The organism is Streptomyces genisteinicus (assembly GCF_014489615.1).
Classification (GTDB): domain Bacteria; phylum Actinomycetota; class Actinomycetes; order Streptomycetales; family Streptomycetaceae; genus Streptomyces; species Streptomyces genisteinicus.
Map to the genome: position 1 here is coordinate 790,619 of NZ_CP060825.1, position 24,344 is coordinate 814,962.

The following is a 24,344-nucleotide window of genomic DNA, read 5'->3' on the forward strand; positions in this document are numbered from 1 at the left end:
AGTGCGGCGAGCGGAGTGCGGCGAGGTGGGACGGGCCGTGCGGGTGTGCCAACGTGTCGGGATGACCGTCTCCCCTGCGGATCCCGGCCCGGTGGCCGAGGTGCACCTGACGGAGCACGCCGCTGTCGTCACGCTGAGCGGCGCGCTCGACATGGACTCGGCTCCGTTGCTCCACTGGGCGGTCGAGGACGCCCGCGCGAGCGGCAAGCAGATCGTCGTCGACGTCGCGCACCTCTCCTTCCTGGACCTGCCCCCGCTGCACGAACTCCTCGCCCCCCTCGAAGACGGCCGGAGCGTGTGGATCGCCGGACCGCTCGCCGCAGAGCCCCGGCGCCTTCTGCAGGCCACCGGCACGGACCGGGCACTCCGCTTCTTCCCGCACGTGCGGGACGCGCTGGCCGCCGCGGCCCCCGGCTGAGCACAGCCGCCGGGGCCGCCGCCCCGAGCCCACCGGCCGGACCAGGTCCGCGGTCCCGCGCGCACCGGCCGGGGCCGCTTCGGCATGCCTCCGATCGGGTGTCGGTACGGGCCGGCGGGGAACGCCGAAGGGCATGACTGAGAGGTGTGCCCTTCAGAACCAAGGACTCCACGAGACGAGGACGTCATGAGCTCCGCCCCCGGCCCGCACCGCACGCCGCTGACCGATGAGGAGGTCCGGGCCCTGGACGCCCACTGGCGCGCGGCCAACTACCTCGCCGCCGGCCAGATCTACCTCCTGGACAACCCCCTTCTACGTGAACCGCTCACACCCGACCACATCAAACCCAGGCTGCTCGGGCACTGGGGCACATCGCCCGGCCTGAACCTCGTGTACACGCACCTGAACCGGATCATCCGGCGGAACGGCACCGACACCCTGTGCGTCTGGGGGCCCGGCCACGGCGGGCCCGCCGTCCTCGCGGGCTCCTGGCTCGACGGCAGCTACAGCGAGATCGCCCCGGACGTCGGCCGCGACGAGGAGGGCATGCGCCGGCTCTTCCGGCAGTTCTCCTTTCCCGGCGGCGTGCCCAGCCACGTCGCCCCGGAGGTCCCGGGTTCGATCCACGAAGGCGGCGAGCTCGGCTACTCCCTCGCCCACGCCTACGGCGCCGCGTTCGACAACCCGGACCTGCTGGTCGCCTGCGTCATCGGCGACGGAGAGGCGGAGACGGGACCGCTGGCCGCCTCCTGGCACTCCCACCGCTTCCTCGACCCCCGTCACGACGGCGCCGTGCTGCCGATCCTCCACCTCAACGGCTACAAGATCGCCAACCCCGCCCTCCTGGCCCGGCTCCCCGAGGACGAGCTCGACACCCTGCTGCGCGGCTACGGGCACGAGCCCCTGCACGTCGCGGGCGACGACCCCGAACACGTCCACCGGGCCCTGGCCGCCGCGCTCGACACCGCGGTGGACCGCGTCCGGGAGCTCCAGCACACCGCCCGCACCGGCGGCGACAAGGGCGGCGGCCGGCCCCGCTGGCCGGTGATCGTGCTCCGCACCCCCAAGGGCTGGACCGGTCCCGGCGAGGTCGACGGCCTCCCCGTCGAAGGCACCTGGCGCTCCCACCAGGTGCCCCTCCCCGGCGTCCGCGACAACCCCGCCCACCTCGCCCAGCTGGAGCGCTGGCTGCGCTCCTACCGCCCCGACGATCTCTTCGACGCGGACGGCCGCCCCCGGCCCGAGGTGCTGGCCTGCGTACCCGAAGGAGCCCGCCGTCTCGGCGCGACCCCGCACGCCAACGGCGGACTCCTCGTCCGCGGACTTCCCCTGCCCCCGCTGGAGGAGTTCTCCGTCCCCGTCGACGCGCCGGGCCGCACGACGCACGAGCCGACCGCGGTCCTCGGCGAACTGCTCGCCCGGGTGATGGCCGACACCGCGAAACGCCGCGACTTCCGCCTGGTCGGCCCGGACGAGACCGCCTCCAACCGGCTCACCGCCGTCTACGGCGCCAGCGGCAAGGCGTGGCAGGAGCACACCCTGCCCACCGACGAGGACCTCGACCCGCACGGCAGGGTCATGGAGGTCCTCTCCGAGCACCTCTGCCAGGGCTGGCTGGAGGGCTACGTCCTGACCGGCCGCCACGGCCTGTTCTCCTGCTACGAAGCGTTCGTCCACATCGTCGACTCGATGGTCAACCAGCACATCAAATGGCTGACCACGTCACGCCGGCTGTCCTGGCGGGCACCTCTGCCGTCGCTGAACTACCTGCTCACCTCACACGTCTGGCGTCAGGACCACAACGGCTTCTCCCACCAGGACCCCGGCTTCGTCGACCACGTCCTCAACAAGAGCCCCGAAGTGGTGCGGGTGTACCTGCCGCCCGACGCCAACACCCTGCTCTGCACGGCCGAGCGCGTCCTCGCCAGCCGCGACCGGGTGAACGTGGTCGTCGCCGGCAAGCAGCCCGGCTTCGACTGGCTGACCCTCGACCAGGCGCGTGCCCACTGCGCGCGGGGCGCCGGCATCTGGGAGTGGGCGGGCACCGAGGACCCGGGCCGCGAGCCGGACGTGGTCCTCGCCTGTGCCGGGGACGTCCCCACGCAGGAGACCCTGGCGGCCGCGCAACTGCTGCGCGAACACCTGCCGGACGTCGCCGTACGGGTGGTCAACGTCGTGGACATGACCCGGTTGATGCCCGCCGGGGAGCACCCGCACGGCATGACCCCGGCCGAGTACGACGCCCTCTTCACAACGGACCGGCCGGTCATCTTCGCCTACCACGGCTACCCCTGGCTGATCCACCGGCTCGCCTACCGGCACGCCGGCCACGCCCACCTGCACGTACGCGGCTACAAGGAGTCAGGCACCACGACCACGCCCTTCGACATGGTCGTCCGCAACGACCTGGACCGCTACCGCCTGGTCATGGACGTCGTGGACCGGGTGCCCGGCCTGGCCGTACGTGCCGCGGGCGTGCGCCAGGCCATGGCCGACGTCCGCACCCGTCACCACGCCTGGATCCGCGAACACGGCACCGACCTGCCGGAAGTCGCCGACTGGAGCTGGCGGACCTGACAGGGCTCCGTGGCCTGCGGAGGGCCTGCCGGCGCAGGCCCTCCGTCCGGGGAGGCGACCGGTGAGGCCGGAGACCGGGCCGCCCGGCGGACCGCGTCCCCCGGCCCGGGGGACGCGGTCTCACGGCTGGTTGCGGGCCTGGCTCCCGGCCTGATCGGCGGCTGCCTTCTCGGTGGCGGCGCCGCGGGTGCTGAGCCGGCCGCCGCTGGACTCGAGGTGGGCCCGCACGAACCACTGGAACAGTTCCAGGCCGCGCAGCTGCTCGATGAGCATGTCCTGCGTCACCGGGTCCAGCGTCTCCGTCGCGTCCATCGCCGCCCGGTGGTCTCCGACGACCGCGGTGTAGACGAGATCGAGGGCGCCGAGGTGCTCGATCGCCTCGGCGCGTCCGATCGAGTAGTCGTCCCAGGACCGTTCGGCGACGAGCGCTCCCGGAGTCCCCTTGGGCACGCCGCCCAGGGTGGAGATGCGCTCGGCGAGGTCGTCCGTCATCGAACGGACCTGGTCGACCTGAGGGTCGATCATCTCGTGGACGGCGATGAAGTGGGGTCCGACGACGTTCCAGTGGATGTGCTTGAGCGTCAGGTGCAGGTCGTTGAGCGCGTGCAGACGCTGCTGCAGCAACGCGATGATCTCGCTGCTGTCCTCACGGCTGACGCCGGGCACGGTGTACGCGGGGCCTTCGTCCTTCGTCATGCGGTTCTCCTCCTGGGCGGTGCGGGGGTACCCGGCCAGACAAGCAGTCGCACCGCGCCGGCCTCCCGAACGGTGGGCGGACACGCAGAAGCGGCACCGGAGCGGAGCAGGGACATGGCCCTTCCGGCCCCGGCCCCCGGGTCCCTGGTCTCCCGCAGCGACCGGTGCGGCGCGGCGGTTCGGTGCGGCGCGGCGTCGTGCCGACGGCGTCGGAGGCGCACCGGAGCGGACGCCGGACCCGCGACGCGGAGCCCGGCACGTGCCACGGCCCGCATGTGCCACCGGCCGCACGGGCCGGGTGCCGGGCGCCGGGCACGGGCACCGCGGGTGACGGCGCTCGCGCCGGGTCGTACGTCAGCGGCCGAGGGCCCGCTTGAGCTGCTGCTTGTTCATCGTCGAGCGACCGTCGATGTTCTTCTTCCGGGCCTCTTGGTAGAGCTGGTCCTTCGTCGGCCCCTGCGCACCCTGATGGCTGCGCTGTCCGCCGCGCTGGGAGGCCGACTTCGGGTCCTCGACCGAGGTCCGGGACGCGGTCCTCGACTCCCCGCTGCGGGCCCGCTCCTTGTTGACGGTGCGGGCCGCGATCTCCTTCGCCCGCTCGGTGGACTCTCCGCGCTTCTTCGCGCTGTCCTTGACGTGCTCGTACTGCCGTTCGCGCTTCGGGCTCGATCCTGCGGGCATCGTCCCGCCTCCCTCACTGATGTTCCGGCCGCCCCTCCGGCGGGCGCGGCCGCTCAGGTGCCAGTGGAACCCGTGGCCCGTCGGGCCGCCCGGTGGACGGGTCCGGGCGGAGTCCCCGGCCCTGCGCGCTCGGCCGGCGACGGCCTGCTTCCGGCGACGGTTCCGGCTCCGGACCGGCGCGGCCCGGTGCCACACCGCCGTGTTCCCCAGGCACCGGTGTCCATTCCCCGTCACACCGATCCGGCGTCCCGGGTGCGGTCGAGGCGGGCGATGACCGGGCCCGCGGTGATCCCGTGCAGGACCACCGAGGCCAGCACGGTGAAGGTGACCACTGCCCACAGTTCCCGTTCCGGGACAAAGAAGCCGTGCTGCCCCAAGGCGTAGGAGAGGTAGTACAGGGAGCCGATCCCCCGCACTCCGTAGGATGCGACGACCCAGCGCTCCCGGCTTCCCAGCGGGCTCCCCGGCATGGCGGCCCACCCCGACAGCGGCCGGATCACCAGCAGCAGCAGCGCGGCGACGGCCGCGCCCCGCCAGGTGAGGGCCGACAGTCCGCCGAGCGCGATGAAGGCCCCCAGCAGGAACAGCACTGCCGCGGTCAGCAAGCGCTCCACCTGCTCCGCGAAGTCGTGGAGCACGTTGTGGTAGCCGTGCGTCCGCTCGGACGACCGGACGGCGCACCCGGTGATGAAGACGGCCAGAAAGCCGTAGCCGCCGGCCACCTCCGTCACTCCGTAGGCCAGGAAGGTGGCGCCCAGTGCGACGAAACCCTCCCGGTGCCGCGACAGCCGCAGCACCGTCGATCGTGCCCGGAAGAACAGCCAGCCGAGCAGCCGTCCCGCCGCGAGCCCGCCCAGCACGCCGACAGCGCACTTGTACGCGACGTCCTGGGCGGCCCAGGGACCGATCCACCCGGCCGACCAGCCATTGCCCGCGGCGGCGGCCAGCCCCACGGCCGCGTACGTCAGCGGAAAGGCGAGTCCGTCGTTCAGGCCCGCCTCGCTGGTGAGAGCGAACCGCACCTCGTCCTCGTCGTGTTCGTCATCCGTGGGTTCGCCGACCCGTACCTCCGCGGCCAGCACGGGGTCGGTCGGCGCCAGGACCGCCCCCAGCAGCAGGGCGGCGGCCGGCGGCCAGTCGAGCAGCCACCAGGCCGCCAGTGCGGTGCCCAGAAACGTCAACGGCATGGTGGCGCCCAGCAACCGCCAGGTAGCACCCCACCGGCGCAGACCGACCGGCCGGTTGAGAGCCAGTCCCGCGCCCATCAGCGAGACGATCACCACGACTTCCGTGATGTGCTCGGCCGCGACGCGGTGCTGCACCGGGTCGATCGCGGGCAGTGGCAGCGGCAGCAGGTACACGCCGATGCCGCACAGGAGGAAGACGAGCGGCAACGACAGGGGCCGCCCGGACAGAGCGCGTGGCAGCACAGCCGCCAGCAGCGCACCGACGCCCATGCAAGCGAAGACCGCGTCCGAGCTCGTCACCGCCGATGTCCACCCCTCGCCGTCGTGTTCCGCCGGGCATGCCCATCGGGCATCCCCGCCTGGTACCCCGAATCGTGCAGGTCATGGACGGCGCGGGAGGGGAGCCGCACGGGCGGCTGCCCCGCGGATGCGGCTCCCCTGCGGATGCGGCAAGGCGGCGGAGGTGTCCTCGCCCGGTCGGTGGCCCCGGGCGGAGACATCCCGGCCGACCGCGGACAGCCGGGGACTCGCCCCGCAGGCGGGCGCACCGCCGGCCCGGCACCAGGGGAGGCTCCGCCGGGACTCCGGCCTACTGGATCAGGTCGGTGTGGGGATGGTCGGGTGAGGTCGGACAGACGTAGATCTGCAGGTTGTCGGTGCTGCCGACGGCGACCTTGGTCGGCTGAGAGGGCCGCTGCCCGCAGCAGTAGCCGACGGCAGCGGCGGCGACGGCGGCCTCCCGGTCCTCGTGAGGTGCCCAGCTGTGTCCCTCGCCGCCGTCCCACTCGAAGGAGGCGACGGTCAGCAGGGGGACCATCCGCGCATCGCAGACGGCGCAGTACCGGGGGCAGGGATCGGTGCGGCCCCAGGGCGGCCAGCCGCCGACCTTCCATCCGGGCGCCTCTGCCAGATGAATGTCGTAGAAGCCCCGCGGAGAGTCGGCGTGGGAGCTGTCCGGGTCGGCGCCTGCCGCCCGCCACCGGCTCCGGTCCTCCACCATCGACCGCTCCCGGGGGCTCAGATCGAGGCTGTTGGGATACTCCGTGATCGCTTCCGGTGCCAGCGTGCACGGCTCGGGGACGTAGCCGTCGTCGTTCACCTCGTACGGCTCCGGCGGGGTGGCGAGGATGTCGGCCACCTCGGCCGCGGACCGCCAGAACAGGGCGGTCGACGGCTTGCAGTCCGGCTCGTGGTCGTAGGGACACCACAGCACCTGGAGCACGTCGGCCCCGGCGGGAGGCCGCAGCAGGGGCACGTCCCTCAGATACAGCTGGGCCACAGGCAGCAGGGGAACGGGACAGTCAGCCGGCTCCGGGAGGTCGGCGCCGAAACGCTCTTCCATCATCGTGGCGCAGCGCTCCCTGAGGGTCTGCTCTTCGGGCGTCATCGCGGGGCCGCCGTGATCAGCGTGCCGCCGGGCCATGATGCGCCTGTCCAGTCGCACCTCGGCGGGCGGCCGGCGGAAGCCGCTGTCCAGGTGCAGGTGCGCGGCTTCGCAGTGCGGCCACGGCTCGTCGGCCGGCCACAGCAGGGGCCCTCCGACCGAGCTGTCCGCGGCCGACGGCGCCCCGGGACGGGGATGCAGCCGGACGGCGGGACGCGCCGACGGCGCGAGTTCGGGAAAGACCGCGGTGACGTCCACGGGCCGCGGCGGAGTAGTGCGTACGACAACCATGGCGGTGATCCTGCCAGCGGACACCGACACCCCCTGCCGGCGACGGGGCTGCCCTCCGGCACACGGCCTCGGCGCCGACGGCCTCGGTCGCCCCCCACCGCATCGGGTCGACGGCCGCTGTCAGTCCCGTACGGCAGCATCAGCGATGCGGACGCCATGAGGCGGCCCCAACTCAACCCTGCAGCAATGGAAATGGAGCGTTTCTTCTTGCGATCGCATCGCGTAGTCCCCGGCATCGCCGTCGGCATCCTCGCCCCGGCACTCCTGCTCGCCACCCCGTACGCCGCCGCCGCGGCGGCACCGCCCGCAGTGACGGTGCCGTCGGTGTCGTCGGCGTCCTCGACGGCGGAAGATCCTGACACCGACGACCTGAGGGTGGCCATAGCCAGGATCCTCGCCGACCCCGACAGCGGCCGGCGTGTGACCCGGGAAGCCAACGCCCTGCTGGACGCCGACGACCCCGCGGCGATGCGCGCCTGGCTGGAGACCGGGTACCGCATCGCCCAGGGCGAGGACGACCGCGTCGCCATCTCGGGCCTGCTCGCCGACCCCGACAGCGGCCGTCGCGTCATCGCCGAGGTCAACGCCCTCCTGGACGCCGACGACACCGACGCGATGCGCGCCTGGCTGGAGACCGGCTACCGCATCGCCCAGGCCGAGGACGACCGCGTCGCCATCGCGCGCCTCCTCGCCGACCCCACCATCAGCCCGGCCCTGCGTGCGGCGGCCAACGCCGCACTCGACGACAACACACCGGAGGCACTGCGCCACTTCCTGGAAGTCGGCAGGTACGAGCTCGTCTGACCGGCACACCACAGCGATGACACGAGGACCGACCGTGCGACCCTCATCGGGGGCTCGGCCGTAAGAGCTGTGGGCGAGCCTGCCGTTGCCCCTGTGCCGGCGGGCCGCCCACCGCTGCTGCACCGATGGCGTCTTCCGGGTCAGCCGGGCGCGGCCGCGTCGAGCGCCGGCTCCCGGGAGACCGCGGGGGTGCCGCTGCCCCGTCGGGGCCCACCGCCCTGCTCCGCCTTCAGCTCTGGTGATCTGTCGCGATCGGCCCGGACCAGAGCTGGGGTGGTGACGCATCCGGGTCGTCCGCCGCCTGATGCGTGTGCAGCAGCTTGCCGCGCGCGATGCGGTGCAGCAGGTCCCAACCGCGGTGGGTGATCACCGTGTCGGGCCAGTGCGACGGCCCCTGCGACAGACCGTGCTCCTTGTTGAAGCGGGCGACCGCCTGACTGGTGGCTGTGCCGTAGTGATCGCTGTCCACCACCCAGCCCGGCAGGTAGCCGGCCTGCTTGAGGACCGCTTGGAACTGTCGCACGCCGGGATGCGTGCGCCCGGGCAGCAGTCTGCGTGGGAAGGGCGGGGGGACGAACCGGTTTCCTTCGCTCTCGAAGGCGATGCGGAGCCGCTGGCCCGCCCGCAGGTCGAAAGGTACAGGCAGGTCGTTGGCTTCGACGATGCTTGCCCAGCGCACGCCGTAGCGCGTGGCGATGCTGTAGACGGTGTCGTCGTCCTTGACGACGTATACCGCGTGATCGTGGGACGAGGGCGCCCGGCGTCTCCTGTCGAGCCCTCCGTTACCGGGCCACCAGAATGTCAACGCCTGCCAGACGGTCTCCTGCTGTGCGCTGCGCAGGCTCTTCAGTGCCTCAGCGACTTCTCTGGGCCGGCGGGCGTCGTGCTCCAGCCGCTGGGCGCATCCGGTCAGCGAGCGTTCTTCGAGGGCGATCACCAGGCGGGCCTGACGGTAGGCGTCCCAGTCGCGGACCACTGCATCGAGGACTCGGTTGGTCCGGATTCCGGCTGACAGTGTCTCCAGTGAGGCGATGAGCGCTGTCACGTCGGCCACGGAGCGGTCGTCGACACTGCACACCAGGTCGGCCTTGACCGGCAGGATGGTGTCGAAGGCCCTCGCCAGGTGGGCGATGTCGAGCGGTGGATGGGTGCGCCACAGCATGGGCAGCGCCGTGTCGGCGGTGAACGGCGAGCGGCCTGCGTCCAGGTGGCTGAGCATGGTGCCGGTATGGCCGGGTGGGCGGTCGCGCACCGTGTTCCACAGGACGTGTGCGGCGTTGGTGATCTGACCCGCCTCGTCGAGCACCTGGACGAGGTGGGCGACGTCGTCGGGGGCAGAGGTACGGACGGCCTCGTCGAGGAGGGCGGGCATGCCCTGGCGGCCCGAGGAGGCGTCGAGTGTGCGGGTGATCTCGACGAACTCCGCACCGGTCCGCAGCCGGGCCGCTTCCAGGGCTGCGGCCAGTGCGTGCTGGTGCTGTCCCACGGCCAGCAGGTGGGTGATGAGCTGGCTGGTCTCGGTGACGGTGCTGTTCTGGACGGCCAGACGGCGTCCCAGTGCCGCTGCGTCGGTGAGGCGCACCAGTTGCAGGGCAGCGATGAGTTCGCCCGTGTGCTCGGGTCCGCGGTGCCTTATGCCGGTGTGGAAGATGTCCTCAGCGATGCGCCGGTGGCCGTCCCGGTAGAGCCAGGTGATCATCTCGGCGGTGTCGGTGGCGGTGCGGCTGCGGGCGGCCGAGGTGATCAGTTCCAGCGCGTGCCGGGTGTGCTGCTGTTCATGCATGCCCTCGAAGAGGTGGATGACATCGGCGATCAGCCGGTGTTGTGCCAGGGCACGCATGACGGGCTCGAGGAACGCGTCGAGTTCGCCCCGGCAGGCAAGATCTGCCAGGTCGAGGGTCTCGTCGAGACCGCGCGTGACGGCGAATGCCGACAGCAAGGCGGTGGCGTGTTCGCGCAGACCGGTGCGGATCAGGATGGTGGCCAGGCGCACGGTCTCCGCGGCGGACTTGAGTTCAGCTGTGAGCCGCAGCAGGGCCACCGCGCCCTCCTCGGCGGGCGTGACCAGGAGCTGCTCAAGGAGGTCGGCGCATTCCTGGACGGTGCGGGCGGCTACGAAGGCGGGGAGTGCGGCCTCGATGTGGCGCTGGCGACCGGCCTGGAAGAGGGCGACGAACAGCCGCACCAGGTCGGCGACCGGGCGGTGCTGCAGGGCAGTGTGGACCATCTCGGTCGCGGTGGCCGGACGGTGTTCGCTCAACGTGCCGATTTGCGCCACCAGCACCGGCACGGCCACGGTGCGGGATGCGTCCAGGGCACGGGCGACGTCCGGGATCGGGGTGTGGCCTTCAGGCGCAGGCTGGTACGCGTTGTTGCGGGCGAACGGCCAGGAGCCCAGGCTGTTGCGGCACAGGCTCTGCGGGCGGGGACGGCCCTTGCGCTGCAGCCGCCGGGCGAGCTGGTCGAAGACGGCGTCCAAATCGAGGAACTTGTTCGGCGAGGCGACGCCGCCGCGCAACACGTCGAGAAGCTCGCCGGTGAAGGCGGTGTGGGGCTCGCCGGGCGGGGACAGGGCCACTGCGGTCTCCGCAGCGGCCGCCATCAGATAGGTGCCGTCGATCTCGGCGAGTGCCGCGACCGACTCGGACTGCACACCGAAGGCACGGGCGCTGTAGCAGCAGTCGAGGATCACGATCCGGCGAGCGGCGCCGCTGGTCTCGATGGACCGCTTGATCCACTCGTAGGGCACAGCCGTGTCGAAGACGGAGTCCCGGTCGCTGTCGGGCACAGCCAGGTGCAGCAGGCCGGTACCCGGGTCGATGAGCCCGTGACCTGCGTAGTAGACCAGCAGGGTGTCCGTGGCCTCACGGGCGGCCGCCCGGACGGCAGCGGACACCACCCGTGGGGAGGCCGGATCCACCAGCGTCTGGCAGTGCTCCGCGGCCACATGCAGTACCGGGTCGCCGAACAGGCTCCGTAATGCGGGAACATTGGCCTGCACCGCCGGGAGGTCGTCCAGTGCGGCAAAGGTGCCGGCCCCTATCAGCACCGCCCTGGACGCGGGCGCCGGATCGTGCATGTCCGCTACGCCTGCTCCCGCTCCCATTCGGCAAGCAGGCGCCGGGCCTCCTCGTCCGCTGCTCCGGTCAGGACGATCCGGGTCCCGTCGGAGCGTTCGATGACGAGTGTCGGCGTCTGCGGCCGGCTGCGCCGCCATGCGGCGATCGCCACCCCGAGCGAAGCGGCGTTGAAGCCCGTCCCGAGCACCAGGCCGAGCACGTCGATGAGGCCGCCCTGCGCCCCGGGGACAGTCGTGGCGCCAGGCCTCAAGACGGGGCGAGCGTGTCGACGGCATGCCGAGTCGGCCAGCAGCCACTCGTACAGCGACCGCAGGTGCTTCTCCGCATCGGCAGTCTCTTCCCCGTCGACGCCGATCACGACGTCCACAACCACCAACTCCTCATATCGCGACCTGCGTTCACTCTTCCAGACGTTCCGTCACCTCCGGTGGTTCCCGGCCATATGTCCGCATGCGGGTCCATGACCGAGCGCGGCGGCACGGTGGGCCGGATACCGGGGCGAGCCCGCGAAGGGCCCGGCGCTTTCGCGCCGGGGCCCTGATGCGAGGGGTGCGCCGATCCGGTGCGGCGCACCGCCGGCCGGGTTCCGGCGGTGTGCCGTCGCTCTAGACGAGCGTCATCGCGTAGATCTCGACGCGGGAGTCGTCCGGCAGCGAGACCGAACGGACCGTCTTGCCCCCGTCGAGCTCGGCGGCCGTACCGAAGAGCCGGATGGACGGCCCGTCGACACCGCTGCCCCGCTTGATGCGGTGCGGCATGTCGAGGACGACCGTGCTGCCGGTCGGCGCGGAGCCCGCCCAGTCGCCGAACGTCACCGGCGCCTCCGTGCTGCTGCCGTCCGTGTAGTGCACGGTCAGTGTGGTGGTCACAGGACCGTTGTGCGCCGAGCCGACCAGCCGCAGCGCACTGTGCTGTCCGGCGGGCAGCAGGAGGGCCTGCCCGCTTGCTTCGAGGAAGTTGTCCGCCGTGCCGGTGGGATCCGGCGCGTCGTAGGTCACCCCGTCCCAGGTGACCGGCCCCGCCTTCGGCAGCAGGTCGCCGTCATAGCTCCAGCCGTGTCCGTCGAAGTCGCCCTCGCCGGAGTTCGCCACCGTGGCCGTGCCGTCGTGGCCGAGGTCCGCGCGCAGGTCCACTGCGCACTGCCCGTTCTCCTCGCTCGCGCAGGTCGTGGCGGCTCCCACCGTGACAGTGGCCTTGCGGGTGACCGAGTTGGCCCCGCGGCCCGCGACCTTCACCTCCACCGGGTAGGACCCGGCGGCGACGCCCGGCGGCACGGTGATCTCGAGTGACACCTTCTTCTGCACCGGAAGGTGTCCGGAATCGATCACCAGGGGTGAACGCGGTGCCGTCGTGGCCGTCCAGCCGCTGGGCGCCTTCGCCGTGACCGACACGCTCAGCGTGCCGGGTGCCTGCCCGAGGACGTCCAGCGTGAACTTCGCGGTCTGCGCGGTGTCGCCCGTGGGGACGACCGCCGACGCGGGCCGCAGCGACGCGTCGACGTGCTTGCGGCGGTCGGGGGACGCCTGGTTGACGGAGGGCGGCTGGGCGCGCTTGCCCGTACCCCAGGAGGAGGGGGAGGTTCCGAGCCGGTGGGCCAGCTTTCCGCCGTGCGCGAGCCTGTTCCAGCTCAGCCAGGTCTGGGGTACGTCCCTGCCGTTCAGGGCCACGCTCTGCACGTACCGCTTCGTGTCGCTCGCTCCGGGCGCCTCGATCCTCAGCGTGCCGCCCTGGCCCTTGGCGCCAGAGGCCTTGGGATAGCTGCCGATGCGGACGGTCGCCGACGCGAACTGCGGGCTGGACACGGCCAGGAAGTCCCCGCCGCTCATGGTCGGGTAGAGGCCGAGGGAGGAGAAGACGTACCAGGCCGACATGGTGCCCAGGTCGTCGTTCCCCGTCATCCCGTCCGGCCCGTCGGTGAACAGCGTCATCGCCGCCCGCACCACGGTCGCGGTCTTCGCCGGGGCGCCGACCCAGTTGTACATGTACGGGGCGTGCAGGTCCGGCTCGTTGTTCGGGTTGTACGTCGGCTTTCCGTAGTAGTCGTAGGGCTGGGAGATCCAGTCGTTCCGAGCGGTGCCCGCCGGGTCGGTGAGCAGCTTGTCGTGGACGAAGAAGGAGTCGAGCCGCTTCTCGGTGGCGCTCCGGCCGCCCATCAGGCCGACGAGACCGGCCGGGTCCTGCGGCACCAGCCACTGGTACTGGTACGCGCCGCCCTCGTGGAACTGGTGCGCCGCCTCGACCGGGTCGTACGGCGTGAGCCAGGTGCCGTCGGCCGTCCGCGGGCGGAACTGCTGGATCGAGGAGTCCCACAGGTTCCGGTACCACTGCCCGCGCGCCGCGAACATCCTGGCGTCCGCCTTGTGTCCGAGCCGGTCGGCCATCAGCGCGAGCGACGCGTCGGCGGCGGAGTACTCCATCGTCGCCGACGCCGGGTGCTTGCAGTCGTTGTCGCCGCCCTTGTCCGCGCAGTCCTTGCCGAGTTCGAGACCTGACGGGATGTAGCCGCGCTCGGTGTAGTGGTCCGATCCCGAGCGTCCGTTGTACGGCGAGTCGGCGGGCGGGGTGCTGGTGGCGTTCTTCCTCAGCAGCGCGTAGGTCTCCGCCTCGTGGCCGGCGAGCAGACCCTTCGACCACGCCTCGACGAGGAAGGGCGTGACCGGGTCACCGGTCATGATGTTGGTCTCGCTGTTGGCGAGCGCCCAGCGGGGCAGCCAGCCGCCGTCCCGGCCTGCCGCGACGACCGACAGCGCGACGTCCCGGGCGACCTTCGGCTCCAGCAGCTGCAGGAGCTGGTTCTGCGGCCGGTAGGTGTCCCAGAGCGAGAAGTTCTGATACGGCGTGTAGTCCTTCGCCGTGTGCGTCCTGTTGTCGAACCCCTGGTACCTGCCGTCCACGTCACCGGCGAGGTTCGGGTGCAACTGGCTGTGGTACAGCGCGGTGTAGAAGGCCTTCTGCCGGTCCGCCGTGCCTCCGCCGACCCGGATGGAGTCCAGCTGCTTCCTCCAGGTGTCCTGCAGCGCCGCGCGTGTGGCGTCGAAGTCGAAGGAATTCCCGGTCTCCGCGGCCAGGTTCTTGCGGGCGCCCTCCATGCCGGTGTAGGACAGCCCCACCTTCAGGACGGCGTCCCGGTCGGTGGTGGCGTCGAAGGTCACCCAGGCGCCCTTCTGGCCGTCTCCCCCGGCGTCGCGGGTGCCGGGCTCGGGGACGGCGCCGTCCCACGTTCCGTAGGCCTTGAACGGCCGGTCGAAGGTGGCGCTGAAGTACACCGTGTGCTCATCGTGTCCGGCGCAGAAGCCCCCGGCGTGCACCCGGCCCTCGATGGTGCGGTCACCGACGACGTGCACCTCGGAGTCCAGCACGGGCTGGTTGGCCTTGCCCGTGTTGAACAGGACGTTGGCCGAACCGGTGGAGGGGAAGGTGTAGCGCTGCCACCCGGTGCGCTCGGTGGCGGTGAGTTCCGCGTCGATGCCGTACTTCTTCAGCCCCACCCGGTAGTAGCCGGGAGCGGCCTGCTCGTCGTCGTGGCTGTACGGGGAGCGGTAGGCGTTCGGATCCACGGAGTCGACCGCGCCCGTGGTCGGCATGACGGGCAGCTCGCCCATGACGCCGCAGCCCACGCCGGACAGGTGGGTCTGGCTGAAGCCGTAGATCGAGTCCTGCTGGTAGTCGTAGCCGCCCTGGCCGCCGGTGTCCGGACTGACCTGGACCATGCCGAACGGCGCGCTCGCCCCGGGGAAGGTGTTGCCGAAGTTCTGGGTTCCGACGAACGGATTGACCAGTTCAATCGGTTCCGCGTCCGCGGCTGCGTCCGCGGCGGCGGGCTGGGCGATGCCGACCACTCCGCCACTCACGAGTACGGCGGCCATCAGACCTGCTGCTAGACCGGTAGCACGGGGACGGAACGGTCTGAAAGCAAACCGCATGGGGTACTTCCCTTCAACTCCTGGCACTTCTGACAACGTTGTCAACATGCTCGACGGCACCGTAACCCCCCACCGCCCCGGATGTCACTGGGTGAACGGGAGGCAGCTTCCGACGCGTTGCACCGATTCCGCCGAGCGGGGCGCCGCCAAGCCGCCTGCCTGCCCTGGTGCGCTGCCTGCGGGCGGGCGGGCGCCACCACCCCGTGAACCCACAGAGACCCCCGACGTCCGGGCCGTCCCGCCGACGGCGGCAACCCCTGCCCGGGCTACCCCAAGAAGCTCAGCCGCGCCGTCCGCCGGGGGTTGTCCTCTCGGCGTCCGCCAGACTCCATCGAGCCAACCATGACCCTGCCCGCCACAACACATGTGCACCACTCCGGACTTCGCCTGGAGCAGGACGAGCGTCCGCAGGCCGGGCCGGCACGGACAGGCTCCGGATCCCATGAGTGCGCTACGACCCCGGGTCCCGGCCAAGCTCGCGGGCGGGCCGGGGGCTGCGATCGTCGTTCTCGGTGACCTGCTCGTGTGTGCCGTGCTGCTCCTGGTGTCCATAGGAGCCATCGGTACGGAGCCGGCCACCCGGGCGGAGGAGACCGCTGCCTGGCAGTCCGCCGGGAAGCTGTACCTCGGCTGGCTTGCGACAGGTGCGGCAGCCTTCGCCGTGCTGCGCTCACCGAAGGCCCTGCTCGCTCACGTGTCCACGATGCTGCTCTCACCCGTCGCCCTGTTCGCACTGCTGGTCGCGTCCACTCTCGCCTGATCCCAAGCGTTCGAGGACAGCGACCCGGGGGTGGCCTGCCACCAGTCGAAGCTCGCGGGCGTGGAGCTCTACCGCAACCACCTGGTGGACGGCCCCGGGGAGCACGTAGTCGTCGACATGACGGCGGGCGCGGACGCCTTCGCGCCGGCGAGCACGCCACCGACCCTCGGCACGCCTTGCCGGTTCAGCAAATCTCCTTGCTTATTCAGCCGGGAGCTATAGCGTCGAATCCATGAGCGAGCACTCCACACACACCCGGCACACGGCCCGTTCCGAGCCGGCGGAACAGTCCACGAGCGCGTCGCACGCGCTGATGGAGCGGCACTGCGACGTCGCCGTGATCGGCGGCTCGGGCGCCGGCCTCGCCGCCGCCCTCCAGCTCTCGCGCCAGCGGCGCGGCGTCGTGGTGGTCGACGACGGGACTCCGCGCAACGCGCCGGCCGCGCACATGCACGGCTACCTCGGGCATGAGGGAGCCGCGCCCGGCGAGTTGACGGCGATCGGGCGCGCGGAGGTGCGCGCCTACGGCGGAGAGGTGCTTCCCGGCCGGGTCCTGGGTGTGCACCGCCGCGACGACGGCCGGTTCCGGCTCGACCTGACCGGCGGTCACACCCTGGTGGCCCGACGCGTCCTCGCCGCGACCGGCCTGACCGACGAACTCCCCGCGATCGAGGGCCTCGCCGAGCAGTGGGGGCGAGGCGTGGTCCACTGTCCTTTCTGCCACGGCTTCGAGGTACGCGACAAGCGCCTGGTGCAGATCGTCACGCACCCGCTGGGACTCCACCCGACCCCGCTGTTGCGGCATTTGAGCGACCGGCTGACCGTCGTGCTCCATGACCCGTCCGGGGTCGACGGCGGCACCGTCGAAGCCCTCGCCGCCTCCGGTGTCACCATTGAGCGCGGCGAGGCCGGCCGGATCCTCACCGGACCGGGCGGGGAGGTGTCCGGGGTCGAACTCGCCGACGGGCGGGTGCTCGAGGCCGACGCCGTCGTGGTCGGCGCGCGCTTCCGGGCACGTGCCGGCGTGCTGGCCGGCGTCGGTGTCACCACCACCGCGCACCCGAGCGGTGCCGGGGACGTCGTCACGGTCGACGCGCGCGGTGAGACCGGCGTACCCGGGATCTACGCGGCCGGCAACATCACCGACCCGAGCCTTCAGGTGCTGCCGGCGGCCGCCCAGGGCAGCCAGGTCGGCGCCATGATCGCCTTCAGCCTCGCCGAGGAGGATCTGCGCGCCTCTGTCCGGCACTCGGGCGAGGAGGCCGACTGGGACCACCGCTACGGGGGCCCCGACCGGGCATGGAGCGGCAACCCCAACGGCACGCTCGTCCACGAGGCCACCGCCCTGGCACCGGGCCGGGCGCTCGACGTCGGCACCGGCGAGGGCGCCGACGCCCTCTGGCTGGCCGAGCACGGCTGGAAGGTGACCGCCACCGACATCTCGGGCAACGCGCTGGCCCGGGTGCGCGCCGAGGCCGAACTCCGCGGCCTCGCCGTGGACCTCGTACGCCACGACGCGGGCGGTCGGGAGCCCTTCGGCACCGAGGCGTTCGACCTGGTGTCCCTCCAGTACGGCTCGTTCAAGCGCAGCCCCGACCAGCGCGGCGTGCGCAGCCTGCTCGCCGCCGTCGCCCCCGGGGGAACGCTGCTGGTCGTGCACCACGACCTCACGCCCCTGAGCGAGCCGGTGGACGTGGCGGCCCAGACCCGGATGTACGACCCGGAGGCGTTCGTCGGCGTCGAGGAGATCGCCGCCGCGCTCGCCGCCGACCCCGGGACCTGGCAGGTCGAGACCCACGAGACCCGGCCACGCCCCGCGGGCGCGGCCAGCACCCATCACATCAGCGACGTCGTCCTGCGCGCCAGGCGCCGCACGGGGTGACCGCGCTGCCCGGCGTCCGCCGGGGCAGCGGCGCCCGAGCGGATCGTGCGGCGGGACCTGCCCTCGCTCCGACGGGCGAGGAAGGACGCTCAAGTCGTCCCCTCCCTGCCCGGACACCTGTCGTGGCGCCCCCGCACCTGCGCGGATGCGTCACGACAGTACTGCGAGCAGGTCCTCCGGCGATCGCCAACGGACTCCCAGCCACACCTCGGCTCTCAGGCAGCCTGGAGCTGCTTCGAACGCGCCCTCGGGGCGGCCCGCCTTGGCCCTCGACCACGGGATCGGCGAGTGTGCAGGTGCTGGTCAGGGCAGGACGGTCCGACGGCACGCAGGAGCGCCGACAGCGAGCGTGAAACCGCTGCCCAGGCGGCGACGGCTGTCGCGCGGCTCGCGTTCGAACTCGTGCCGCAGGTATCCGGTCTCCCCTGCACCACGACTCCTTGCAGGGGAACCGCAGGACTTGTCCTGCAAGGTCAGGCCACGCCGAGTCACCCCAAGAAGCTCAGCCGCACCGTCCGCCGGGGGTTGTCCTTGTTCGTGTCCACCAGGCAGACCGACTGCCAGGTGCCGAGCTCCAGCCGGCCGCCGATCACGGGGAGCGTCGCGTGGGGCGGGACGAGGGCGGGGAGGACGTGGTCGCGGCCGTGGCCGGGGCTGCCGTGGCGGTGCTGCCAGCGGTCGTCGGCGGGGAGCAGCGTGTGGAGGGCGGACAGCAGGTCGTCGTCGCTGCCGGCGCCGGTCTCGATGACGGCGATCCCGGCGGTGGCGTGCGGGACGAAGACGTTGAGGAGTCCGTCGCCGCCCTCCGCGGTGCGGGCGAGGAAGTCCTCGCAGGCGCTGGTCAGATCGGTGATCCGCTCCGATGAGCCGGTGGTGAGGTCCAGCGTGGTGGTGGCGAAGTGTCCGGGCATGCTCCCCATCCTCCCGCGCCGGGCACCGCGGCGCCGCCCCCGCCGGCCGCGCGGGAAGATCCGGAGGCCCTCCGGAGTTGGTAGAAGCGTGAACGACTTCGGTGCGCGGAACGTGGACGTGGTGGTCGTGGGCGCGGGGCAGGCGGGTCTGTCCGCCGCGTACCACCTGCGACGCGCCGGGCTGGTGCCCGGACGGGACTTCGTCGTGCTCGACCACGCGCCGCGACCGGGCGGTGCCTGGCAGTTCCGGTGGCCCTCGCTGACCTACGGCAAGGTGCACGGGATGCACGCGCTGCCCGGCATGGAGCTGACGGGCGCGGACGGGGACCGGCCCTCGTCGGAGGTGATCGGCGAGTACTTCGCGGCCTACGAGGAGCGTTTCGGCCTCGGGGTGCGACGGCCCGTGGGCGTGCGGGCGGTACGGGAGGGCGACGGCGGGCGGCTGGCGGTCGAGACCTCGGACGGCGTCTGGTCGGCCCGCGCCCTGGTGAACGCGACCGGGACGTGGGACCGCCCCTTCTGGCCGCGCTACCCGGGGCAGGAGACCTTCCGGGGCCGCCAGCTGCACACGGCCGGCTACCCGGGTCCCGAGCCGTTCGCGGGGCAGCGGGTCGTGGTGGTCGGCGGCGGCGCGTCGGGGACCCAGCACCTGATGGAGATCGCGGAGGTGGCCGCCGCGACGACGTGGGTGACGCGCCGTCCGCCGGTGTTCCGGGAGGGCCCCTTCGACGAGGAGGCGGGCCGGGCGGCGGTCGCGCTGGTCGAGGAGCGCGTGCGGCGCGGTCTGCCCCCGCGCAGCGTGGTGTCGGTGACCGGCCTGCCGCTGAACGACGCGATCCGCGCGGCGCGCGAGAACGGTGTGCTGGACCGGCTGCCGATGTTCGACCGGATCACGCCGAGGGGCGTGGCCTGGGACGACGGCCGCACGGTGGAGGCCGACGTGATCCTGTGGGCCACCGGGTTCCGGGCCGCCGTCGACCATCTCTCACCGCTGCGGCTGCGGGAGCCGGGCGGCGGCATCCGGCTGGAGGGCACGCGGGCGGCCCGGGACGAGCGGGTGCACCTGGTCGGCTACGGGCCGTCGGCGTCGACGATCGGCGCCAACCGGGCGGGGCGGGCCGCGGTCCGGGAGATCGTGGCCCTGCTCCGGCGCGGCGCGGCGGACGGCGAGAGCGGCCGGGCGGCGGACGGGGAGAGCAGCCCCGGCAGCGAGAGCAGCCGCGCGCCGGACGGCGAGAGCAGCCGCGCGGCGGACGGGGAGAGCGGCCGGGCAACGAGCAGCGGCGCGGCGGACAGTCTCAGCGGCCGGCGCGTTCCCGCTCCCGTCGTTGGTTGAACTCGGCGACGTTGCTCCGGTGTTCGGCGTAGTCGGCGGTGAACCGGGTGTCGCCGGGGCCGACGGTGACGAAGTAGAGCCAGTCGCCCGGCGGCGGTGACACCACGGCCCGGAGGGCCTCCTCGCCCGGGTTGCCGATCGGCGTCGGGGGCAGTCCGCGGCGTTCGTAGGTGTTGTAGGGGCTGTCGAGGCGGGTGTCGGCCGTCGTGGTGTCCAGGGTGCTGCGGCCGAGCGCGTAGTTGAGCGTGGAGTCCATCTGGAGCGGCATGTCCGCCGCGATCCGGTTGCGGACCACGCGGGCCACCTTGCCCATGTCGGCGGCGGTGTCGGCCTCCGCCTGGACGATGCTGGCGATGTTCACCGCCTCGTAGGGCCCCAGCTCCGCGTCACGCATCCCGGAGGCGAACGGCTCCGCGCCGAAGCGCTGGTTGGCGGTGTTCACCATGAAGCTGAGCAGGCTCGCCGGCGTGGTGTCGGAGCCGACGGGATAGGTGGCGGGGAAGAGGTAGCCCTCCGGGTTGCCCCGGGCGCCGGCCGGCAGGGCGAGACGTGCGGTCGAGGCGGCCTCCCGGGTGGTGCCGGAGGCACGGGCGAGCGCTTTGTCGACGGCCGCGTAGACCTGCTCCGCGCGCCAGCCCTCGGGGACGACCAGGGTCGCCGTCGGCCGCTCCGGGCGGGCCCGCTCCGCCTCCTCCCCCGTTGTCAGCAGGACGGGCAGGAGGACGGCCGTCGCGGCGACGGCGAGGGCGGTCAGGACGAGGACCAGCCGGCCGCGCCGGGTGAGGCGCGGCCGTCGCCCGGGTCCGCCCGGCGAGGTCTGCTTCGGCATACGGGCACGCTATCCCGCCGGGCCTCTTCTCCCGCTATCACCCGGTTTGCGACACGTCGACAGGGAACAGGCGAACGCTCGCTCGGTTGTTCGCCGGAACAGGTGATCGCTGCGGAATTCGTTGCCCGAGGCCCCTGTTCCGTCGGATGCTTACGGTGCGCAAGCGACGGGCTGCAGACCGCGACGGCGCGTGTCCCACATCAGCACGTGTACAAGGAGAACGGACTTCATGAACCTCATCACCGACCTGCTCGCCGGCCTCATCCACTTCGTCGGCTGGCTCGTCTGACGGACGTTCACGAAAGGCGCCGCCGCTCCCCGTCCCACGGGAGCGGCGGCGCCGCCGTGTGCGGGGCCCGCCCGGGAGGTTCAGCCGGTGAACGGCGGGAGGGCGGCGAACTCGGGTGCCACCCGCACCTCGGCCGCGAGGGCGGCGAGGGTGCGCCGCACCCGGCTGAGCGGGTGGCCGGGGAAGCTCTCGTCCCACTGCGCGTGGTCGGCGGCGTGGAAGGGCAGGCCGCCCTTGAGGCCAGGAGCGTAGGGGTGAGACCGGAAGAAGTCCGCGGGGCCGACCTGGGCCATGACCATCGCCTCGCGCATCCCCGTCGTCCCGCGCTCCGGCGCCTGGATCTTCACCACGGCGCTGCACTCGGCACGCGGCAGTGTGTAGCTGCCGATGAAGGCCTGGCCGTGGGCCTGGCCCGGCAGCGGGAGCTTGAGTATCTGGCGCAGCGCCGGCATTCCTCCGAGCTGCTTGACCGAGGCCTCGATCAGGCCGCCGCCCGCTTCGGCGGTGTACGCGGCGAGTGAGGCCCGCAGCGTGGGGCCGTCGTCCAGGGCCGCCGGCAGGTCGGGCCTCAGGGAGAAGAAGTGGAGCGACAGGATGTCTCCGTCGTCGTCGGTCCACACGTCGTGGTCGACGGGCCGGAAGCCGGGCAGGTCGACGCCGTGAATTGCTCGCATGGGCGGCGATGATGCCCTGCGCGCCCGGACGGTGTCATCGCCCGGGTATCTCCGCGGCGACGAACTCCCCCGGCTCGCTGCCGCCCGCGGTCCCGGTCCGCGCGCCCGCGTCGCGGCGGACGAGGGCGGCGTAGCGGCCGTCCGCCGCCAGCAGTTCCGCGTGGGTGCCCCGCTCGGCGATGCGGCCGGCGTCGAGCACCACGATCTGGTCCGCGTCGCGCACGGTGGAGAGGCGGTGGGCGATGGTGATGGTCGTCCGGCCCTCGGAGAGCGCGTCGATGGCCTGCTGCACCGCGTGTTCGGTGGCGGTGTCCAGGGCGCTGGTCGCCTCGTCGAGGATGAGGACCGGCGGATCCCGCAGGATGGTGCGGGCGATGGCCAGGCGCTGCTTCTCACCACCGGAGAAGCGGTAGCCCCGCTCCCCCACCAGGGTGTCGTACCCCTCGGGGAGGGAGGCGATGTGGTCGTGGATGTGGGCGGCGCGGGCCGCGGCCTCGATCTCCTCGTCCGTGGCGTCCGGCTTGGCGAAACGCAGGTTGTCGGCGACGGAGGCGTGGAAGAGGTAGGTCTCCTGGGAGACGACGCCGACGGCCCGGGCCAGGGTCTCGAAGCCGAGGTCGCGCACGTCGACGCCGTCGAGGGTGACCCGGCCGCCGGTGACGTCGTAGAGCCGGGGCACCAGGTAGCCGAGCGTGGACTTGCCCGAGCCGGTGGGGCCGACGACCGCGAGGGAGCCGCCGGCGGGCACGGTGACGTCGACCCGGTCGAGGGTGGGCCGCAGTTGGGCGGCGTCGTACGCGAAGTCGACCGACTCCAGGCGCACCTCGCCGGCGATCTTGTCGAGGCGCACCGGGTGGGCGGGCTCGGTGATGTCGACGCGCAGGTCGAGGTATTCGAAGATGCGCTGGAAGAGGGCGAGGGACGTCTGCATCTGCACGCCGGTGGAGAGCAGGCTGACGGCCGGCCGGAACAGGCCCTGCTGGAGGGAGACGAAGGCGACCAGGGTGCCGATCGAGATGGCCGCGCCGCCGGCGCCCATGGCGAGTCCGGCGGCCCAGTAGAGGAAGGCGGGCATGGCGGCCATGACGATGCCGATGACGGCCATCCGCCAGCGGCCGGCCATGCTGGAGCGCACCTCGAGGTCGACCAGGCGGTCGGACTCGTCCTCGAACGCCCGGGTGAGGGAGTCGGCGCGGCCCATGGTGCGGCCGAGCAGGATGCCGCTGACCGAGAGGGACTCGGTGACGTTGGCCGCCATCGCCGCCATCTGCTTCTGCCGCTGGGTGGTGATCCTCTTGCGCTCGCGCCCCACGCGCCGGCTGATCCACACGAAGACCGGCAGCAGGAGCAGCGAGACGGCCGTGAGCCGCCAGTCCAGGGCGAGCATCGCGACGACGGTGGCGACGACCGCGGTGAGGTTGGAGACGAGGGAGGTGGCCGTGGAGGTGACCGTCGCCTGCATCCCGCCGATGTCGTTGGCGATGCGCGACTGGACCTCACCGGTGCGGGTCCTGGTGAAGAAGGCGAGGGGCATCCGCTGGAGCTGGGCGTAGACGGCGGTGCGCAGGTCGTGCATGACGCGCTGGCCCACCGTGGTGGAGATCAGCGTCTGGAGGACGCCGAAGACACCGGTCATGACGGCGGTGGCGATCATGCCGAGCGCCAGCAGGCTGAGCAGTCCGGTCCTGCCCTGGGGGATCGCGGTGTCGAGGATCTCCCGCAGCAGGAACGGCGAGGCCACCGCGACCAGCGAGGAGGCGCCGACGAGCAGGCCGACGACGGCGAGCCGCCCGCGGTAGGGGCGGAACAGGCGCAGGATGCGCCGGACGTCGGCCGGCGGCTGGTCGGGGCTCTTCGGCGGCGGTGTCCAGGTGGGGTGTTCGGGGCGCAATGGTCTCCCTCGGTCGGGGCTGGGGTCTCGTGGAGCCTAGCTCACTGTTACCTGTATTCACAATGAACGGGGTCCTGATATTGTTCCCGCATGAGCGACCCCGACGCCGACGGCCTGCTCGCCGAGCAGCTGCTGCGGCTCACCCGACGGCTCCACCGCAGCCAGAAGCGCCAGCTGGAGCAGGCGGAGATCCGGATCACACCGGCCCAGTCACGCCTGCTGCGCGCCCTCGCACACTACGACGCGCCGCCCAGGATGGCCGATCTCGCCGCACACCTGGAGGTGGTCCCGCGCGCCGTGACCAGCCTGGTGGACGGGCTGGAGACGGTCGGGTGCGTGCGCCGCGCGCCCGACCCGGCGAACCGCCGGGTCACGCGCATCGAGCTCACGGACGACGGCCGCGCCGCCCTGCGCACCCTGCGCGACGCGCGCCGGGCCGCGGCCGAGGACGTGCTGGCGCCCCTGACGGACGAGCAGCGCGACGTGCTCGGCGGGCTGCTGTCCGCCCTGGTCGACGGGCGCACCGAGGGCCGCCGCTGAGGCTCCGGCGCACGGACGGCGCACAGCGGGCGCCGGAGCGCGAGGCGGACGCGGGCGGGGCGGACGCGCGGGCGTGCCGGGCCGGCCACCCTGCTCCCGTGCGTCCGCGTGCGCGGAAAATCGATTGCCCGCGGCGGTCGTGAGCGGCGAACCTTGCACGGTTTGCTCCATTCGCCGACGAGCCGTGGGAC

The 24,344-nt window shown here is 72.5% G+C and carries 18 protein-coding genes and 1 pseudogene; 8 read left to right on the forward strand and 11 right to left on the reverse strand.

What is annotated here, in order from left to right:
- The first annotated feature begins 61 nt into the window (after positions 1 to 61).
- Both IAG43_RS03450 and IAG43_RS03455 read left to right on the forward strand, forming a co-directional pair.
- Positions 62 to 418, forward strand: a complete 357-nt coding sequence (locus tag IAG43_RS03450) for an STAS domain-containing protein (RefSeq protein ID WP_187739272.1) — start codon at positions 62 to 64, stop codon at positions 416 to 418.
- A gap of 186 nt (positions 419 to 604) precedes the next feature.
- The gene (locus IAG43_RS03455) at positions 605 to 2,995 is read left to right on the forward strand and encodes a phosphoketolase family protein (RefSeq protein WP_187739273.1); all 2,391 of its coding nucleotides are present in this window, start codon (positions 605 to 607) and stop codon (positions 2,993 to 2,995) included.
- Positions 2,996 to 3,115: 120 nt separating this feature from the next.
- Here IAG43_RS03455 and IAG43_RS03460 read toward each other — a convergent pair whose 3' ends face one another.
- The 4 genes from IAG43_RS03460 to IAG43_RS03475 form a co-directional block, all read right to left on the reverse strand.
- Positions 3,116 to 3,691: a Dps family protein gene (locus tag IAG43_RS03460; RefSeq protein ID WP_187739274.1), complete on the reverse strand. Its 576-nt coding sequence runs from the start codon at positions 3,689 to 3,691 to the stop codon at positions 3,116 to 3,118.
- 354 nt (positions 3,692 to 4,045) lie between these two features.
- A complete protein-coding gene (locus IAG43_RS03465) occupies positions 4,046 to 4,372 on the reverse strand; it encodes a plasmid stabilization protein (protein ID WP_187739275.1) in 327 nt (108 codons plus the stop codon).
- A gap of 230 nt (positions 4,373 to 4,602) precedes the next feature.
- Positions 4,603 to 5,859, reverse strand: a complete 1,257-nt coding sequence (locus IAG43_RS03470; RefSeq protein ID WP_187739276.1) for a cation:proton antiporter — start codon at positions 5,857 to 5,859, stop codon at positions 4,603 to 4,605.
- Between the two features lie 289 nt (positions 5,860 to 6,148).
- Positions 6,149 to 7,234, reverse strand: coding sequence for a hypothetical protein (locus tag IAG43_RS03475; protein ID WP_187739277.1), 1,086 nt, complete (start codon positions 7,232 to 7,234; stop codon positions 6,149 to 6,151).
- Between the two features lie 207 nt (positions 7,235 to 7,441).
- Between IAG43_RS03475 and IAG43_RS03480 the strand changes: the two genes are divergently transcribed.
- On the forward strand, positions 7,442 to 8,038 hold the full coding sequence (locus IAG43_RS03480; RefSeq protein ID WP_187739278.1) for an ALF repeat-containing protein: 597 nt from the start codon (positions 7,442 to 7,444) through the stop codon (positions 8,036 to 8,038).
- A 229-nt stretch (positions 8,039 to 8,267) separates the two neighbouring features.
- On the opposite strand, the gene IAG43_RS03485 is transcribed toward IAG43_RS03480, so the two are convergent.
- From IAG43_RS03485 to IAG43_RS03495, 3 genes are all read right to left on the reverse strand, one after another.
- A complete protein-coding gene (locus IAG43_RS03485) occupies positions 8,268 to 11,117 on the reverse strand; it encodes a caspase, EACC1-associated type (protein ID WP_187739279.1) in 2,850 nt (949 codons plus the stop codon).
- A 5-nt stretch (positions 11,118 to 11,122) separates the two neighbouring features.
- Positions 11,123 to 11,485, reverse strand: a complete 363-nt coding sequence (locus IAG43_RS03490; protein ID WP_187739280.1) for an effector-associated constant component EACC1 — start codon at positions 11,483 to 11,485, stop codon at positions 11,123 to 11,125.
- 238 nt (positions 11,486 to 11,723) lie between these two features.
- Positions 11,724 to 14,984 (reverse strand): GH92 family glycosyl hydrolase, encoded by a 3,261-nt coding sequence (locus IAG43_RS03495; RefSeq protein WP_187739281.1) that lies wholly within the window; start codon positions 14,982 to 14,984, stop codon positions 11,724 to 11,726.
- A gap of 499 nt (positions 14,985 to 15,483) precedes the next feature.
- Here IAG43_RS03495 and IAG43_RS03500 point away from each other — a divergent pair, with 499 nt between their 5' ends.
- From IAG43_RS03500 to IAG43_RS03505, 3 genes and pseudogenes are all read left to right on the forward strand, one after another.
- Positions 15,484 to 15,801 (forward strand): hypothetical protein, encoded by a 318-nt coding sequence (locus IAG43_RS03500; RefSeq protein WP_187739282.1) that lies wholly within the window; start codon positions 15,484 to 15,486, stop codon positions 15,799 to 15,801.
- A 6-nt stretch (positions 15,802 to 15,807) separates the two neighbouring features.
- Positions 15,808 to 15,945, forward strand: a pseudogene (locus IAG43_RS34335) (ATP-binding protein); the annotation flags it as partial.
- Between the two features lie 88 nt (positions 15,946 to 16,033).
- The gene (locus IAG43_RS03505) at positions 16,034 to 17,683 is read left to right on the forward strand and encodes a bifunctional NAD(P)/FAD-dependent oxidoreductase/class I SAM-dependent methyltransferase (RefSeq protein WP_187739283.1); all 1,650 of its coding nucleotides are present in this window, start codon (positions 16,034 to 16,036) and stop codon (positions 17,681 to 17,683) included.
- Between the two features lie 488 nt (positions 17,684 to 18,171).
- Here the strand turns inward: IAG43_RS03505 and IAG43_RS03510 are convergent, their stop codons facing one another.
- Positions 18,172 to 18,594 (reverse strand): secondary thiamine-phosphate synthase enzyme YjbQ, encoded by a 423-nt coding sequence (locus IAG43_RS03510; RefSeq protein ID WP_187739284.1) that lies wholly within the window; start codon positions 18,592 to 18,594, stop codon positions 18,172 to 18,174.
- Positions 18,595 to 18,682: 88 nt separating this feature from the next.
- On the opposite strand from IAG43_RS03510, the gene IAG43_RS03515 reads away from it, so the two are divergent.
- Positions 18,683 to 19,930, forward strand: coding sequence for an NAD(P)-binding domain-containing protein (locus IAG43_RS03515; RefSeq protein ID WP_246574061.1), 1,248 nt, complete (start codon positions 18,683 to 18,685; stop codon positions 19,928 to 19,930).
- Here IAG43_RS03515 and mltG read toward each other — a convergent pair.
- From mltG to IAG43_RS03530, 3 genes are all read right to left on the reverse strand, one after another.
- Entirely contained in the window at positions 19,893 to 20,759 is an 867-nt protein-coding gene (gene mltG / locus IAG43_RS03520; protein WP_187739286.1) for an endolytic transglycosylase MltG, read from the reverse strand. The two genes, IAG43_RS03515 and mltG, sit on opposite strands and share 38 nt — an antisense overlap.
- 369 nt (positions 20,760 to 21,128) lie before the next feature.
- Positions 21,129 to 21,722, reverse strand: coding sequence for a hypothetical protein (locus tag IAG43_RS03525; protein WP_187739287.1), 594 nt, complete (start codon positions 21,720 to 21,722; stop codon positions 21,129 to 21,131).
- A gap of 34 nt (positions 21,723 to 21,756) precedes the next feature.
- Complete coding sequence (locus IAG43_RS03530) at positions 21,757 to 23,613, reverse strand: ABC transporter ATP-binding protein (RefSeq protein ID WP_246574062.1); 1,857 nt, start codon at positions 23,611 to 23,613, stop codon at positions 21,757 to 21,759.
- 90 nt (positions 23,614 to 23,703) lie between these two features.
- On the opposite strand from IAG43_RS03530, the gene IAG43_RS03535 reads away from it, so the two are divergent.
- Positions 23,704 to 24,153, forward strand: coding sequence for a MarR family winged helix-turn-helix transcriptional regulator (locus IAG43_RS03535; RefSeq protein ID WP_187739288.1), 450 nt, complete (start codon positions 23,704 to 23,706; stop codon positions 24,151 to 24,153).
- The last annotated feature ends 191 nt before the right edge of the window (positions 24,154 to 24,344 follow it).

Excerpts from the sequence above, each read along its gene's own strand:
- IAG43_RS03450 (WP_187739272.1), top strand. The coding sequence starts at position 62 with ATGACCGTCTCCCCTGCGGATCCCGGCCCGGTGGCCGAGGTGCACCTG.
- IAG43_RS03455 (WP_187739273.1), top strand. The coding sequence starts at position 605 with ATGAGCTCCGCCCCCGGCCCGCACCGCACGCCGCTGACCGATGAGGAG.
- IAG43_RS03460 (WP_187739274.1), bottom strand. The coding sequence starts at position 3,691 with ATGACGAAGGACGAAGGCCCCGCGTACACCGTGCCCGGCGTCAGCCGT.
- IAG43_RS03465 (WP_187739275.1), bottom strand. The coding sequence starts at position 4,372 with ATGCCCGCAGGATCGAGCCCGAAGCGCGAACGGCAGTACGAGCACGTC.
- IAG43_RS03475 (WP_187739277.1), bottom strand. The coding sequence starts at position 7,234 with ATGGTTGTCGTACGCACTACTCCGCCGCGGCCCGTGGACGTCACCGCG.
- IAG43_RS03485 (WP_187739279.1), bottom strand. The coding sequence starts at position 11,117 with ATGCACGATCCGGCGCCCGCGTCCAGGGCGGTGCTGATAGGGGCCGGC.
- IAG43_RS03495 (WP_187739281.1), bottom strand. The coding sequence starts at position 14,984 with ATGGCCGCCGTACTCGTGAGTGGCGGAGTGGTCGGCATCGCCCAGCCC.
- IAG43_RS03500 (WP_187739282.1), top strand. The coding sequence starts at position 15,484 with ATGAGTGCGCTACGACCCCGGGTCCCGGCCAAGCTCGCGGGCGGGCCG.
- IAG43_RS03505 (WP_187739283.1), top strand. The coding sequence starts at position 16,034 with ATGAGCGAGCACTCCACACACACCCGGCACACGGCCCGTTCCGAGCCG.
- IAG43_RS03510 (WP_187739284.1), bottom strand. The coding sequence starts at position 18,594 with ATGCCCGGACACTTCGCCACCACCACGCTGGACCTCACCACCGGCTCA.
- mltG (WP_187739286.1), bottom strand. The coding sequence starts at position 20,759 with ATGCCGAAGCAGACCTCGCCGGGCGGACCCGGGCGACGGCCGCGCCTC.
- IAG43_RS03525 (WP_187739287.1), bottom strand. The coding sequence starts at position 21,722 with ATGCGAGCAATTCACGGCGTCGACCTGCCCGGCTTCCGGCCCGTCGAC.
- IAG43_RS03535 (WP_187739288.1), top strand. The coding sequence starts at position 23,704 with ATGAGCGACCCCGACGCCGACGGCCTGCTCGCCGAGCAGCTGCTGCGG.